Genomic DNA, 15,518 nt, shown 5'->3' with positions numbered 1-15,518 from the left:
TTTTTTAAACGTGATATAAAGTGAATTGTTATTAATGAGTAAAAATAAATCATTTAGTGTTATTGTAAATAATAAATATTATAAATTTGCGTTTCTATTGTATAATTTTCTGATAAAATTTAGAGAATTAAATTTATTAAAAAAGGATGTTGTCAGTTAATGGTTAATTATTATATTGCGGCACTTAAATTATTACCGACTAAAGAGTATGAAAGTAAACAAAATTATGACCTTGCGATTGATGATATCAATGATTTTGATATTAGGTTTGGCGAGTTGCAGTAAAAAATCCAGCTCAAAAAATGCATCAAGGGCTACTGGTTGGAATGTAGACAGTAAAAAAGGTTCTAGCAGTAAAAAGCAAGAAGCAGGACCAGGTTTGGTTTTTGTTGAAGGGGGTACATTTACTATGGGGAAAGTGGAAGATGATGTTATGCATGATTGGAATAATACTCCTACACAGCAACATGTTCAGTCTTTTTATATGGATGAAACTGAAGTTACAAACTTTATGTATTTAGAGTATTTAGATTGGTTGAAAAAAGTATTTCCTCCAACTGAAGAAAATTACAAAAATATATATGAAGGCGCTTCGCCAGATACTTTAGTTTGGAGAAATAGATTAGGTTATAATGAAACAATGACCAATAACTATTTAAGACATCCCTCTTATGCAAATTATCCTGTTGTAGGAGTTAATTGGATTCAAGCAGTTGAATTTAGTAAATGGAGAACGGATCGTGTGAATGAAGCAATTTTGGAAAAAAACGGATACCTTAAGAAAAACGCAAAAACTAATGATGTAAGTGCAGAAAGTTCTTTTAGTACTGAAACCTATTTGAATAGTCCTACATTGACTTATGGAGGTAATGAAGAAATTGTTTTAAAAGGAAGAAAAGGCGCTAGAAAAACACCAAAAGCAGGAAAAGACGGTAAGGTTACTGAAGAGAAAAATATATATGCACAACGTTCTTCTGGAATTATACTCCCAGAATACAGACTTCCTACTGAGGCAGAATGGGAATATGCAGCGGCAGCCGATGTTGGACAAAGAGAATACAATATTTACAAAGGTCAAAAGAAATATCCTTGGTCTGGTAGTTATACCCGTTCTGGAAAAAGACAAAGCAAAGGAGATCAATTGGCCAATTTCAAACAAGGTAATGGTGATTATGGTGGAATAGCAGGATGGTCTGATGATGGTGCTGATATTACTAATGCAGTAAAAAGTTATCCAGCTAATGATTTTGGTTTGTATGATATGGCAGGAAATGTTGCCGAATGGGTACAGGATGTTTATAGACCAATTATTGATAATGAATCGAATGACTTTAACTATTTTAGAGGAAATCAATACACTAAAAATAAAATTGGAGCTGATGGTAAAGTAGAAATTGTGACTAAAGAAAACATGGAGTATAAAACTTTAAGCAACGGTAAAAAAGTTGCAACTAGTTTTCCTGGTCAAATTGCTCAGGTTCCAGTTGATGAAAATGAAACCTATTTAAGAACAAATTTTGATAAAAGTGATAATATCAATTATAGAGACGGTGATAAGCAGTCTACCAGATATTATAATTTTGGATCTTCTGAATCGGATAACGAAAAACAAAAAGAAGAAAAAATCATGTACAATTCTCCAAAACACAATGTCACTACTGACAGTTTAGGGAAAATGGTTAGAAAGTATGATGTTTCCAGTAAAAGAACCACTTTGATAAATGATGATGTAAGAGTTTATAAAGGAGGATCTTGGAGAGACAGAGCGTATTGGTTAGATCCTGCTCAAAGAAGATATTTTCCACAAGATATGGCAACTGATTATATTGGATTTAGATGTGCGATGTCAAGAGTTGGACCTAAAGCAGATAAGAAGAAATCAGCAAGAAATTAATTTTTTTATATAATAGTAATAAAAGCCCTTTGATTAGGGCTTTTATTTTTTTAAATCGTTTTTAAATGGATATTAATTACATTCATAGTTTGTTTTTAAAATGTAAATCGGTTTCAATAGATACACGTAAAATTGAGTCAAACTCATTATTTGTCGCTATAAAAGGAGATCGTTTTGATGCTAATACATTTGCTGCGGAAGCATTAGAAAAAGGAGCATCTTATGTTATTATTGATAATAGCGAATACTTTATTGACCAAAGAACTATTTTGGTTGAAGATAGTTTAATAGCGCTACAAGAATTAGCTAAGTTTCATAGAGCTTATTTAAAGTTACCTATAATTGCTCTTACAGGTAGTAATGGAAAGACAACAACAAAAGAGCTCATTAATGTTGTTCTTTCAAAAAAATATAAAACCAAGGCAACAATTGGAAATTTGAATAACCATATTGGTGTGCCATTGACTTTGCTTTCTTTTAATTCAGAAACTGAAATTGGGATTGTAGAAATGGGGGCAAATCATAAAAAAGAAATTGAATTTCTTTGTGGATTAGCCAAACCGGATTATGGCTATATAACTAATTTTGGTAAAGCTCATTTAGAGGGTTTTGGTGGGGTAGCAGGTGTTATTGAAGGCAAAAGTGAGATGTATAACTATCTTTTTGAGAACGATAAGCTAGCTTTTATAAACTTAGAAGATCCAATTCAAGTTGAAAAAGCAAAAATATTGAAATCATTTTCTTTTGGCATAAATAAAGAAAATGCTAATGTGAATATAACGAGTGTAAAAGCGAATCCATTTGTAGAAATAAATTATTCTAATGGTACGGTCGTTTCTCATTTAATTGGATTATACAATGCCAATAATATTAATGCGGCACTTACTATAGGGAAATATTTTGAAGTTGAGGATAATGCTATTAAAGAGGCTTTAGAAAGTTATATTCCTGATAATAATAGATCGCAACTATTAACCAAAGGAACTAATCAAATTATTCTGGATGCTTATAATGCAAATCCTAGCAGTATGAGTGTTGCAATAGAGAATTTTATACAATTAGATAATGCAAAAAAAATTATGATACTGGGTGATATGTTTGAGTTAGGACAGGAAAGTCAGCAAGAGCATAGAGAACTTGTGACAAAGCTTTCTGATGAGGAAAAAATAAATTGTTATTTTATTGGTAAAGCATTTTATGATAATAAAGTTGATAAAATTAATTTTTGGTTTTACGAGACATTTGAGAATTTTTCAGATCATTTAAAAGAAATTAAAATTGAAAATAGTACTATTCTAATAAAAGGTTCCAGAGGAATGGCTTTAGAGCGGACTTTGGATTTTTTGTAACGGAAACTTCTATTTTTTAGAATTTAAAAGCCATCATTTTAATTTATGATGGCTTTTTTTAGTTCAATTTGTCTAGTCCTGAAATAGCGATACACAAAAAAGTATCCTATGGAATCATTACAAGAAGCACGCTATTTAAAGCGTACGCAAAAAGACTACACGATGTCTTTAAAATTAGAAATCGTTCAAGAAATAGAGCGAGGACAACTTACAGTTACTGAGGCAACAAAGAAGTACGGTATCCAATGTAGAAAGACAGTTGCACAATGGTTAATTAAATTTGGTAACTTTGATTGGGAGAACCAAATCCCGTCAAAGATGGAAAAATCACCAGAACAAAAGATTATGGAGCTTGAAGTTCAAGTCAAGCTTTTAGAAAAACAAAAAGCATTCTTGGAGCGACAAGCTTTTGTTGCAGACAAGAAAGCTATCCTGTTTGATATGATGATTGATTTAGCAGAAAAAGAGTATCAAATCGATATCCGAAAAAACTCTGTACCCGAACAATCGACCATTTCAAAGCAAAAGAACAACAAACAATAGTATTTACCTGTTATTTGTTCGGGATAGACAGACAGGTTTATTATCGAAGAATTCGAAGAAAAATAGTTAAGAAAGACAAAGCTGAACAGGTTGTTTTGATGGTTAATGCCATTAGAAAAACAATGCCTAGATTAGGCACTTGAAAACTGTATTATCTTTTGTCAGACAAACTCCTGTTGATAAAAATAGGCAGGGATAAATTCTTTGATATACTAAGAGCCAATCATTTATTAATTCAGCCAAAACGTTCTTATCATATAACAACCAACTCGCATCATCGCTTTAGAAAACACGAAAATCTAATTTTAGATTTAGAGATTAATAGACCCGAACAAGTCTGGGTATCCGATATTACATACATCGGAAAAAGAGATAATCCTCGCTACTTAAGTTTGATTACAGATGCCTATTCTAAGAAGATAATGGGCTATTATCTGGCTGATAACTTAAACACTCAAAGTAGTCTGATGGCTCTTAAACAAAGAAAATGTTTTAATTTGCCATTGATACATCATTCTGACAGAGGAATTCAATATTGTGCCAATGAATACCAAGAAGAGCTTGTTAAAAACAAGATTTTGTGCAGTATGACACAAAATTCAGATCCTTATGAAAATGCTGTTGCAGAAAGAATAAATGGAATTTTAAAACAAGAATTTAGGATTGATAAATACAATCAAGGAGTAAAAATAACAAACCAAATTATCAAGGAATCTGTTACTATTTATAATGAAATTAGACCTCATTATTCAAATTATATGCTGACTCCAAACCAAATGCATTCTCAAAACAAAACGAACATGAGAACTTATAAAACAAAAAACAGTAGCAAAAACGTTTTTACTACTGTTTAATATTTAATTTTAGCTAATAATCTGTATCGCTTTTTTAGGACGGGACAATTTAAATACTCATTAAAAATCCAATGAGGTTTTCTTTCTTGTTGAGTTCTAATTTTTTTCTTAATCGGTAACGTGCTAATTCAACACCTCCGTTTGAAATATTCATGATTTCGGCAATTTCTTTTGTTGACATGTTCATCAATAAATAGGTTGATAAATCTAATTCTCGTGGAGAAATTGTTGGATATTTTTCTTTCAATCTTTTTAGAAAATCAAAATGGACATTCTTAATGTGTTTTTCCAAATCTTTCCAGCTTTTGTCCGCATTTACTTCTTTCGTAATACTTTTGTTCAGTTTTGTAAATTGGAATTTTGTGGACTCATCAAAGGATTCTATATTAATATCTTTTAGTTTATAGATAATTCCATTCAGGATTTTATTTTTCTTTACAACTTGTAAAGAATTGTTTACTAGTTCCTTGTCTTTTGCTAAAATTTTAATTTGAAGTTTATCATTTTTTAATTTTTCAATTTCTTTTTCCAGCTCGTATTGTTCTTGCCTGATTTTTGATTCTTTTTCCAAATAGAGCCTTCTTTGTTCAATAGTTTCATAATATTTGTTTTTTCGTATTTTAGTTTTTATTCGTTTTCTAATAAAATATACAGAAGCTATGACAAGTGAAATATAAAATAAATACGCTAAAAAGTGTCTGTACCAAGGAGGAGAAATGCAGAAATTTAATGTGGTTTGTTCCGATTGTTTACCATAATTAGTTCTAGCTTTTAACTTCATAGTGTAATCGCCTTCTCTTAGATTGGTGTATTCTTTAATGACATTTGTAGACCAATTGCTCCATTGGTTATCAAAACCTTCCAGCTGATAAGAAAATTCAAGATTCTCAAGATTTTCATACGAAGGAGATGAAAAAGTAAATTTTACATGATTAGAAGCATATGGAATTTTATAATTATCCAATGCTTTTTGGCCATTTCCTAAAACTATGGTGTCTCCGGGGAATGAAAAGCCTCTTATATAGGCTTTTGGTTTTGCTTCGTAATTGGTTAATAAATTAGAATCATAATGAGCTAATCCATCCGTTAAACCAATGAATGTATCGTTAGGGCCAGTCGTGTTTATGGATAGATTATTGTATACTATATTACCAGTAAGTTTTGAAAAGGGAGACACAATATTTTTGTAATTACCCGTTTTGGTTTTCATTAAGACACCTAATGATTCATCAAAAATATACCAAATGTTTCCATATTTGTCTTGAGTTAAAGTGTTTATTTTTGGAATCTTAGTAAATAAATTACTCATTTTTTTATCTTCAAAAAATAAATTTTGTTCGTAGGAATAGTTATAAAAGTGATTGTTTGTTTGAAAATAGACCTTGTTTTCCAACTGTTGTATGTTTCCAATTCCTTTTACCGTTTCCGACAAATCTTGATATGTTTTTATAGATTCGAACCTTTTCAGGTCGTTACTTAATGTCATTCTATAGGCTAAGTTGTCTTTTTTTATCCAAATGTTTTTTCCTTCCATTTCAAATGATCCGGATGACTTAGAAAAGCCTTCAATTCTATTTTTAAATTGCCAGCCATTTAATGTTTTTTCAAATATTGAAAAGCCATTATAATTGGAACCAATTAAATAATTTGGATGATTGGGAATTTGCATAAATTTCCAATAGCCTATATTGTCCAATATTTTTATAGTTTTTGCACTCGCAATCAATAGTGCACCTGTGTTGTGTGAGCAAAATAATTGGTCGTCAATCACCTGTATGTTCCATGCTTGTCCGGTAGTTCCTTCTACTAGTTTAAAAGTATCTTCTTTGGTTGAATTATTCCAAGAATGATAAAAAACACCTTGATTAGTAGCTACGTAAAGATTTCCTTTATGCAATGCCGTACCATAAACGGTACTTAGATTATAACTAAATCCAAAATAAGTAAAAGGAGAATTTTCATTCACAAAAGAAATTCCGTTATCAAGACCTAACCAAAGGTTGTTTTTGCTGTCAACAAAAGAGGTGAGAACGGTATTGTTTTGCAACCCTTTCGTGCGGTTGATATGTTGAATAATTTTCCCATTTAAATCACATACAATCATCCCCTCTAAAACGGAATTGAGTACAATGAATTTATCTTTTATTGCTACACCACCAAGCGAACTATTCTTTCTAATGAAAACATTCGCTTCGGTATTCCAAGGAATCATTTTTTCATTGTCATATATATAAAGACCTTTATTTAAAGTGGCAATTAATAACTTGTTTTCAGGTAAAGAAAAAATACCCCAGATTTCTGTGTTATTTAAAATGGTGGAATTTTTTAGTTGGAATAGTTTTCCGTTTTTGTACTCCAATATTCCCATTGAAATATCTTGTATATAGAGGTGGTTTTTTACTTGAAATGAGAATTGGAATCTTTTAGGGGCCTCGAGAATTTTAATTTTTTTGTTTTTAAAGATGTACGTTCTTTCAAACGATTGAAAAATAACTTCGTCATTATGAATGTGTATTTTCCAGATAAAGTCCATCAGTTTGAAATTGGACATGTTTATCATTTTAGACAAAGAAAAATAAACCAATTTCCCTTTTGAATTAGATTTAAAATAGCCAAATTCACTATAACCTCCCACGAAAATTTTTCCAGAATTATCAATTTTTACACATCGTATAGCTGCAGAGTTTGGGATATTATATTTCCTCCATGATGAGCCATCAAATTGAAAAAGACCGCTATTATTAGCAAAATATAAATTGCCGTTTTTATCTTGGTCAATATCCCAATTTTGAGTTCCTCCTTTATAGTCGGATCTTTTATAATTTCTAATATCTGGTAGTCCTATGTTTTTGACCTGACTACAGATTGTTGTTGTTATTAATAAAATTAGAAAATGGAATTTTGTAAATCTCATGATTAAATTCTAAGTGTAATGAATTGATTATTATTTAAAAAGACTTCGGTTTCTACTCATGAACAATAAGAAGAAGTGCTAGTTTTAGTCAGATTTTGATAAAAAAATGGAAGTATTTATATATTCTATAAATGTAGTGGTTTTTTTTTAAATTAACATTTGTGTAACACTATAAAATTAAATTTAAATAATTTATAATTAGATACTTATGTTAATTTTGATGTGTTTTTGTCAAGTAATAAAAATGACTTTGATGTGTTTTTGTAAGGAAAGATAAATGAGAATATAGAAAAAATAAATATAATATTGCTGGAAATTACTAATTAATTAACCAAAATTTTTAGAAATATGAAATTTACAAAATTGCTTATTTTTTGTTTTTTATCTATTCTATTCTCAGTTTACGCACAAGCACAAGATGCTAATGTAAGCGGAAAAGTTTATGACGAAAACGGACTTCCCATCCCAGGAGTATCCATTTTAATTAAAGGAACTTCCAAAGCTACGGCTACGGATTTTGATGGAAATTATCAAATAAAGGCCACTTCAAAAGGGACTTTAGTATTTAGTTATTTAGGGTATACTTCCGTTCAGGAACCTATTAACGGAAGAAATAGAATTGATGTTAAACTTAATCCTTCATCAGAATCCTTACAGGAAGTTGTTGTTGTAGGATATGGTACTCAAAAGAAAAGTGTTGTTACGGGTGCAATATCCAGTGTTAAGGCTAAAGATCTTGAGAAAGTCCCTAATGGGCGTATTGAGCAAGCTTTACAAGGTAGAGTTTCGGGAGTTACCATTGCTGCGAGTTCTGGTCAGCCAGGTTCGTCATCTACAATTCGAATTAGAGGGGTGACTACTTTTGGTGAAGGTGGAAATGATCCTCTTTGGGTTGTTGATGGTGTTGTTGTTGATGCAGGTGGAATAGGATTTCTTAATCAATCTGATATTGAATCGATAGAGGTGTTGAAAGATGCCGCTTCTGCTGCAATTTACGGAACGCGTGCTGCAACTGGAGTTATTTTGGTTACAACCAAAAAAGGAAAATCTGGAAAAATCACTGTAAACTACAACGGATTCTCAGGAATTTCATCACCTGAAAAAACGTTGCATTTACTAAATGCAACGCAATATGGTGCCCTATTAAATGAGAAATCAGTTGCTGCTGGAGGTCCCGTTATATTTTCTAATTTATCAACTTTAGGTGTTGGAACGGATTGGCAAAAAGCAATTTTTAATACGAATGCTTTCCGCTATTCCCACGAATTAAGTATCAGTGGTGGAAGCGATGTTTCTAATTTTTATGCTTCTTTTGGACTTCAAGATCAACAAGGAATCGTTTCTACTGAAATTTCGAATTATACCAAAAAGAATTTCCGTTTAAACTCGACTCATAAAATATCTAAAGTATTTACTTTCGGACAGACTTTTGGATTTTCGAGACAAAAAACAGTTGGAATTGGCAATACAAATAGTGAATTTGGAGGGCCATTGAGTTCTGCAATTAATCTTGATCCGACTACTCCAATTATCGAAACAGATCCTGTTAAAGCAAATGGTGCTCCATATAGCACAAATCCTGTAATTAGAGATTCAAATGGGAATCCTTATGGAATTTCAAGCTTAGTTGGTCAAGAGATGAGCAATCCTTTGGCTTATGCCAAAACTAGACTAGGAGGGTATGGCATGTCTGATGATCTAGTTGGAAATGCGTATTTAGAAGCTGCAATAACAAAACATATCAAAGTGAGATCAACTCTTGGTGGAAAATTGTCTACCTGGGGAGGTCAAGGTTTTACACCTGTTTTTTACTTAAGTGCGACTTCAAGTGTGCTTAAAAACAGTTACAGTAAAAATGATAACAAAAGTTTTGCATGGAATATTGAAAATATTGTAACGTATGCAAATCAATTTGGCAACCATAATTTAACGGTATTGTTGGGACAAGGTTCTTATGTGGATAACATTGGAGGAGGTTCTGGATCTACTATGTTTGGATTGCCAATTACAGATTATCGTGATGCATCTTTCAACTTTGATATACCACAATCTGACAGAAGCAGTTATACATTCGATTTAACAGAACATAAATTGACTTCTTTGTTCTCACGTGTGAATTATGATTATAAAGAAAAGTATTTGTTTACAGGGATTATTCGTCGTGATGGTTCAAGTCGTTTTGGAGCCAATAATAAATTTGGTGTATTTCCATCATTTAATTTAGGATGGGTACTAACCAAAGAAGATTTTTGGAAAGAAAGCAATGTGCTTAATACTTTGAAAATCAGAGGGGGATATGGAGTTGTAGGAAATGATGCAATACCAAATTTCAGATATCTTTCCTTAGTTGAAGGAGGTTACAATTATTCTTTTGGAAACACAGGAGCAATAACTACTGGTTATGCTAACCTTACTCTTGATAATCCTGATTTGAGATGGGAGGAAACTTCTCAAACAAATATTGGTTTTGAATCAAGATTTTTCAATGATTTTAATCTTACAGTAGATTTATATAAGAAAACAACCAATGGAATTTTACGTCCAATTAATATACCTGGTTATGTTGGAGTTGGTGCAAATCCTACAGGGAACGTTGCTGACATGGATAATAAAGGTATTGAGGTTGAATTAGGATATAAGAAGAAATTTGGGGAAGTAAATTTCTCCGTTAATGGAAATGTTGCTTATTTGAAAAACACAGTTACTTATATTGCTGCTGATTCAAATTATATTACGGGAGATGCTTCTTTTCAGTCGATGGGGGCAGTGACCAGAACACAAGTTGGGCAATCCTATAACTCATTCTACGGATTTAAAACCGCGGGAATTTTTCAAAATCAGGCTGAAATAGCCGCTTATACAAATACTTCAGGTGGTTTAATTCAACCAAATGCACGTCCAGGTGATTTCCGTTGGGTTGATACCGATGGGAATGGTTCCATTGGAGATGATGACAAACAATTTTTAGGAAGTAATATTCCAAAATACACCTTTGGTTTGACTTTGAATTTAGATTATAAAAATTTCGACTTTATGGCCTTTACACAGGGTGCTGCAGGAAATAAAATTTTCCAAGGATTGCGTAGATTAGATGTTGGTAACGCTAACTATCAAACTATTGCATTAAGCAGATGGACAGGTGAAGGAACATCAAATGAATATCCTAGACTTACAAATGATGATACGAATGGCAATTTTGGTAAAATGTCCGATTTCTATTTAGAAAAAGGAGATTACCTGAGATTAAAATTAGTTCAGTTAGGGTATTCATTACCAAGTGATGTGATTAGTAAAATTGGAGCCAATAAAGTGCGCTTGTATTTAACTGCTGAAAATCTATTTACATTAACCAAATATACTGGATATGATCCTGAAATTGGTGGAGGTGTATTTGGAATAGACAAAGGAATCTATCCGCAAGCAAGAACATTTATGTTTGGAGCCAATTTACAATTTTAATAAAATCAAGAATTATGAAAACGATAAAATTTAAATATTTATTTATAGCAGCAGCAATGGTTTCCTTAGGTTCTTGTTCTGAGGAGTTTGTTAATGTTACACCAAAGGGTTCTTTTCTTTCCGATAATTATTATGCCAATGAAGGGCAGGCAACTGCGGCTCTTGTAGGGGTTTATGATCCAATCAGAAAAAATTCAGGCGGTTTTGAAAATATAATTTCCATGATGAACGCAGGTTCAGATGATTTCTATGCCGGTGGTGGTGGTTCTACTGATGGAGCAGGAATTCAAGCTTTCTCTACGCATACACTTACTTCGACAAATGTACCTGGTAGTTTTTGGAATGATCATTACCAAGGGATTTTTAGAGCAAATACCTTGCTTTTAAAATTGCCGGATGTTGCTATGGCTGATAATCTAAAAGCCAGATTTACTGCTGAATCGAAAGCGTTGCGAGCGATCTATTATTTTAATTTGGTTCGAATCTTTAAAAACGTTCCATTATTATTAGATCCATTGACCGCAACTAATATGTATGAGGCAGAGCAAGCTGCTCCTGAAGCTGTTTACGCCCAAATAGAAAAAGATTTATCAGAAGCAATAAATGTTTTGCCAACAAGTGTTCCGGCTGCTACAGAATCTGGACGCCTTACAAAAGGTGCTGCTCAGGCAATGTTAGGCAAAGTATATTTATTTGAAGGTAAAAAAACGGAGGCTGCTGCTGTTTTGGCTCAAGTAAACGGTACACCAGGTGCAACAAATCAATACGGAAATAAATTGTTATCTAACTTTAATGATTTATGGGTTGTTGCCAATAAATTTAATGCAGAGTCAATTCTAGAAGTATCTCACACAAGTGCCGGTAATTCTGATTGGGGATTCTGGGGAAGTGGTAGAGACGAAGGAAATTCATTGAATGTTATGGTGGGTCCTAGAAGTTACTCAAGACCATCTGGTTCCACAGCTGCAGATTTGCCGTCAGGATGGAGTTTCAATGTTATCACACAAGATTTATATGATGCCATTAAATTAGATCCAAGATTTGGGGCTACTGTATTTGATTTAAAAGCTTTAAAAGCGGCTGGTCAGGCAGATTATATTGGTGGATATCAAGATACAGGATATTTCTTGAATAAATTCCTTCCAAGAAAAACCGATGTTCGCACTGGCGGTGGAGCAGCAGAGTTAAATTACAGACAGAATACATATGTAATTAGACTTGCTGATACTTATTTGATGGAAGCTGAAGCATTAGGTTCAGGAGCAAGAGCACAAGCTTTACTTGATGCGGTTAGAGCGAGAGTTGGTTTGCCTTCTGTTCCAGTTACACTTGCAGCTATTAAAAATGAAAGAAGAATGGAACTTGCAGGCGAAGGGCTTAGATTCTTTGATTTAGTAAGATGGGGTGATGCAGCCACTAAATTAGCAAGTAGAGGTTTTGCAGCAGGGAAAGATGAAATTTTTCCAATACCAACAAGAGAGCTTCAAGGGACCAAATTGAAACAAAACCCAGGGTATAATTAATAAAAAATAAAATTGGTTCAAAATCCAAATTATTAATACTAAAAACAAATATTATGAATATAAAAATAGTTCTAAATAGAAGCATTTATTTAATGCTGTCTATTGTAACATTAAGTTCATTAGGAAGTTGTCAGTCTGAAGATTTCGCAGATAATGGATTGTTGGACGCTAATGTAGATCCCGCTTTTACAATAACACCTGTAGCAGGTTCTACCAATAGATTTACATTGACAGCACAAACAAAAAATGTGCTGGGCTCAAAATGGGATTTAGGAGATGGTGCAGGAATGCATCTTGGTAAAATGACAGAAACTATTTTCCTTCCTGATGCAGGTGCTTATACCATTACACATGGTGCTATCGGTAAAGGAGGTGTAGTTAATAACATTACTCAAAATGTTGTTGTTACTACTTCAGATCCAAATTCTGGAAATTTAGTGCAAGGAGCTAAATTTGAGACAGCTGATGATATTAGTAAATGGACCGTTTTAACAATAAGTGCATCTGGGACTGCTTGGGCTTTTGCTAATGGTAAAGCTAAAATTACAGGTGGCGGATGGAATCAGCAGGCAATCTATCAAGCAATAAATGTAGTATCTGGAAAAATATATAAAATTGATATGCTCGCAAGTTCTACAACTGGTGTTTCTAATACTTGGTTTGAAGTATATGCATCCCCTACTGCTCCAACCCAAAATAACGATTATTCAGCAGATGGTAAAAAAGCTGTAATTAATACCTGGGCAGGCTGTGGAGGTTCTCCATTTAATGGTAAATTGTCAAATGTAGGTTGTGATACTACTAATGAAGGAAAATTTACTGCAACTGTTACAGGAGTAATTTATCTAGTAATTAAATGTGGAGGCGAAGACTTAAAAGACGGAATCGCAATAGATAATGTAGAATTAAGAGGAGTTCAATAACTTTTTAACAAAAGAGACTATTTCACTTTTGAAGTAGTCTCTTTTTATATATAAATATATCAAAACAATGAGAAAATTACTTTTATTTTTAAATCTAATTATTCTTTATTCTTGCAATGGCAATAGTAGGGAGGATGAAATAGCAGTAGCGCCTTCAAATCTTGCGATTTCGGCAACAGTTATTGGGGCAAACGCACAAAATCCAAACGGGAATGGTACCGGAACTGTAAATTTTAGTTTAAGTGCAACTAATGCAACTTCTTATAAGATTTTACTTGGAAACGGAGAAACTAAAGAACTAACAAGTGGGGATTTTACTTATACCTATACAACATCAGGGACAAATACTTATGTTATATATGTATCTGCATACAATTCAGGACATTTTATTTCTTCGAAGCTTTCATTAACAGTTTTCGTGGGATCTTCTTTAGTTTGGTCAGATGAGTTTAACATTGACGGAGCACCTGATGCCTCCAAATGGAATTTTCAAGTATGGGATCCAGGTTATGTGAATGACGAACTTCAATCGTATACCAATCGTTCAGAAAACACAATTGTTGAAGGGGGAGTTTTGAAAATAAAAGCCATTAGGGAACAATATGGAAAGGGGGAATTTACTTCTGGAAGACTTGAATCCAATGGGAAATTTGATTTCACTTATGGAAAAATAGTAATCAGAGCAAAATTGCCTACTGGAGTTGGGACCTGGCCTGCAGTTTGGATGCTGGGAAGCAATATTGGCAGTGTTGGGTGGCCTGCATGTGGTGAAGTAGATATTTTAGAATCTGTTGGAAAAGAGTTGAATGTCAATCATTCATCATTGCACTCCCCCGGGCGTTCAGGAAATACTCCAGATACTGGAACTATAAATGTGCCTAATGATAATACCGAATTTCATATTTATACAGCAGATTGGAAAGCAGGTTCTATAAAGTTTTATGTGGATGACAAGTTGTTTTACACTTTTGTAAATTCAGATAAATTTCCATTCAACAAAAACTTTTACTTGATTGTAAATTTAGCAATGGGAGGTGTTTGGGGAGGTCCTGTCGATCCTAATTTTACTTCTTCAACTTTTGAGATAGATTATATTAGAGTGTATAATTAATGGTGTTTTTGTTTAGTTAGTAAGTTCTTCATTGTGAGCTTCTATATATAAGTTGGATAGAAGCTTCAGTGGAGAATAATAATTTAAAAATTAAAGAAATGAATCAGTCAAAAAAAATAATCTGTGCGGTATTTTTTCTTCTAATGAGTTTGTTTTCTCCTGCTCAAACATTAAAAGTAATGACGTATAATATTCGTTTGGATGTTGCAAGTGACGGAGAAAATGATTGGAACCATCGAAAAGATTATTTTTCATCGCAGATTCAATTTTACGAACCAGATGTTTTTGGAGTTCAAGAAGCAAGACCCAATCAGGTTATTGATATCGCAACGGCGCTATTGCAATATGATAATGTAGGTATTGGAAGAGAAGGAATTGGGAAAGGAGAATCTTCGAATATTTTTTATAAAAAAGGAAGATTTAGCGTTAAGGAAAGTAACACTTTTTGGCTATCTGAAACACCAAATGAAATTTCTATGGGATGGGATGCCGCCTGTAACCGAGTTTGTACCTATGCGCTGTTCAAAGATTTGAAAACAAAACAGTTGTTTTGGGTTTTTAATACGCATTTGGATCACATTGGCGAAGATGCGAGAACCAAAGGAATACAGCTTATTCTTTCGAAAATAAAGGAACTGAACACTAAAAAATATCCTGTAATTTTCATGGGGGATTTCAATTCAGAACCTAATGAAGATAGAATAATTGCACTGAAAAAAGTAATGGACGATTCTAGAGAAGTTTCACAAGAGAAGCCTTTTGGACCATCTGGAACATTTAATAATTTTATGCATAACGAACCAGTAACTAAATTGATAGATTATATTTTTATTTCTAAAGACAATATTTTAAAAGTTAAAAAATATGCAGTTTTAAGCGATTCGAAAAATGTAAGATATCCATCTGACCATTTGCCAGTTTATGTCGAAATAAACTTTAAATAATTAA

Annotated in this window: 10 protein-coding genes; 9 read left to right on the top strand and 1 reads right to left on the bottom strand. The window is 32.7% G+C overall.

The window, feature by feature from the left end; all coding sequences use genetic code 11:
- The first annotated feature begins 208 nt into the window (after positions 1-208).
- The 4 genes from gldJ (at position 209) to ACM55H_RS10875 (ending at position 4,640) form a co-directional block, all read left to right on the top strand.
- The gene (gene gldJ, locus ACM55H_RS10890) at positions 209-1,894 is read left to right on the top strand and encodes a gliding motility lipoprotein GldJ (protein WP_416836509.1); all 1,686 of its coding nucleotides are present in this window, start codon (positions 209-211) and stop codon (positions 1,892-1,894) included.
- Between the two features lie 65 nt (positions 1,895-1,959).
- On the top strand, positions 1,960-3,243 hold the full coding sequence (locus ACM55H_RS10885; RefSeq protein ID WP_416836508.1) for a UDP-N-acetylmuramoyl-tripeptide--D-alanyl-D-alanine ligase: 1,284 nt from the start codon (positions 1,960-1,962) through the stop codon (positions 3,241-3,243).
- A 108-nt stretch (positions 3,244-3,351) separates the two neighbouring features.
- Positions 3,352-3,786, top strand: coding sequence for a transposase (locus ACM55H_RS10880; protein WP_416836507.1), 435 nt, complete (start codon positions 3,352-3,354; stop codon positions 3,784-3,786).
- Between the two features lie 158 nt (positions 3,787-3,944).
- Positions 3,945-4,640 (top strand): IS3 family transposase, encoded by a 696-nt coding sequence (locus ACM55H_RS10875; RefSeq protein ID WP_416836506.1) that lies wholly within the window; start codon positions 3,945-3,947, stop codon positions 4,638-4,640.
- 49 nt (positions 4,641-4,689) lie between these two features.
- Here ACM55H_RS10875 and ACM55H_RS10870 read toward each other — a convergent pair whose 3' ends face one another.
- Positions 4,690-7,554, bottom strand: a complete 2,865-nt coding sequence (locus ACM55H_RS10870) for a triple tyrosine motif-containing protein (RefSeq protein ID WP_416836505.1) — start codon at positions 7,552-7,554, stop codon at positions 4,690-4,692.
- Positions 7,555-7,902: 348 nt separating this feature from the next.
- Here ACM55H_RS10870 and ACM55H_RS10865 point away from each other — a divergent pair, with 348 nt between their 5' ends.
- The 5 genes from ACM55H_RS10865 (at position 7,903) to ACM55H_RS10845 (ending at position 15,514) form a co-directional block, all read left to right on the top strand.
- Positions 7,903-11,013: a SusC/RagA family TonB-linked outer membrane protein gene (locus ACM55H_RS10865; RefSeq protein WP_416836504.1), complete on the top strand. Its 3,111-nt coding sequence runs from the start codon at positions 7,903-7,905 to the stop codon at positions 11,011-11,013.
- A gap of 14 nt (positions 11,014-11,027) precedes the next feature.
- Entirely contained in the window at positions 11,028-12,536 is a 1,509-nt protein-coding gene (locus ACM55H_RS10860) for a RagB/SusD family nutrient uptake outer membrane protein (protein WP_416836503.1), read from the top strand.
- Between the two features lie 53 nt (positions 12,537-12,589).
- A complete protein-coding gene (locus tag ACM55H_RS10855) occupies positions 12,590-13,459 on the top strand; it encodes a hypothetical protein (RefSeq protein WP_416836502.1) in 870 nt (289 codons plus the stop codon).
- Positions 13,460-13,526: 67 nt separating this feature from the next.
- Positions 13,527-14,570, top strand: coding sequence for a glycoside hydrolase family 16 protein (locus ACM55H_RS10850; RefSeq protein ID WP_416836500.1), 1,044 nt, complete (start codon positions 13,527-13,529; stop codon positions 14,568-14,570).
- A gap of 98 nt (positions 14,571-14,668) precedes the next feature.
- Complete coding sequence (locus ACM55H_RS10845) at positions 14,669-15,514, top strand: endonuclease/exonuclease/phosphatase family protein (RefSeq protein ID WP_416836499.1); 846 nt, start codon at positions 14,669-14,671, stop codon at positions 15,512-15,514.
- Positions 15,515-15,518: the final 4 nt, after the last annotated feature.

This window comes from Flavobacterium cryoconiti (genome assembly GCF_048158645.1).
GTDB lineage: Bacteria > Bacteroidota > Bacteroidia > Flavobacteriales > Flavobacteriaceae > Flavobacterium > Flavobacterium cryoconiti.
The sequence above is the reverse complement of the archived record's forward strand: the minus strand, read 5'-3'. Positions and strand labels throughout refer to the sequence as shown.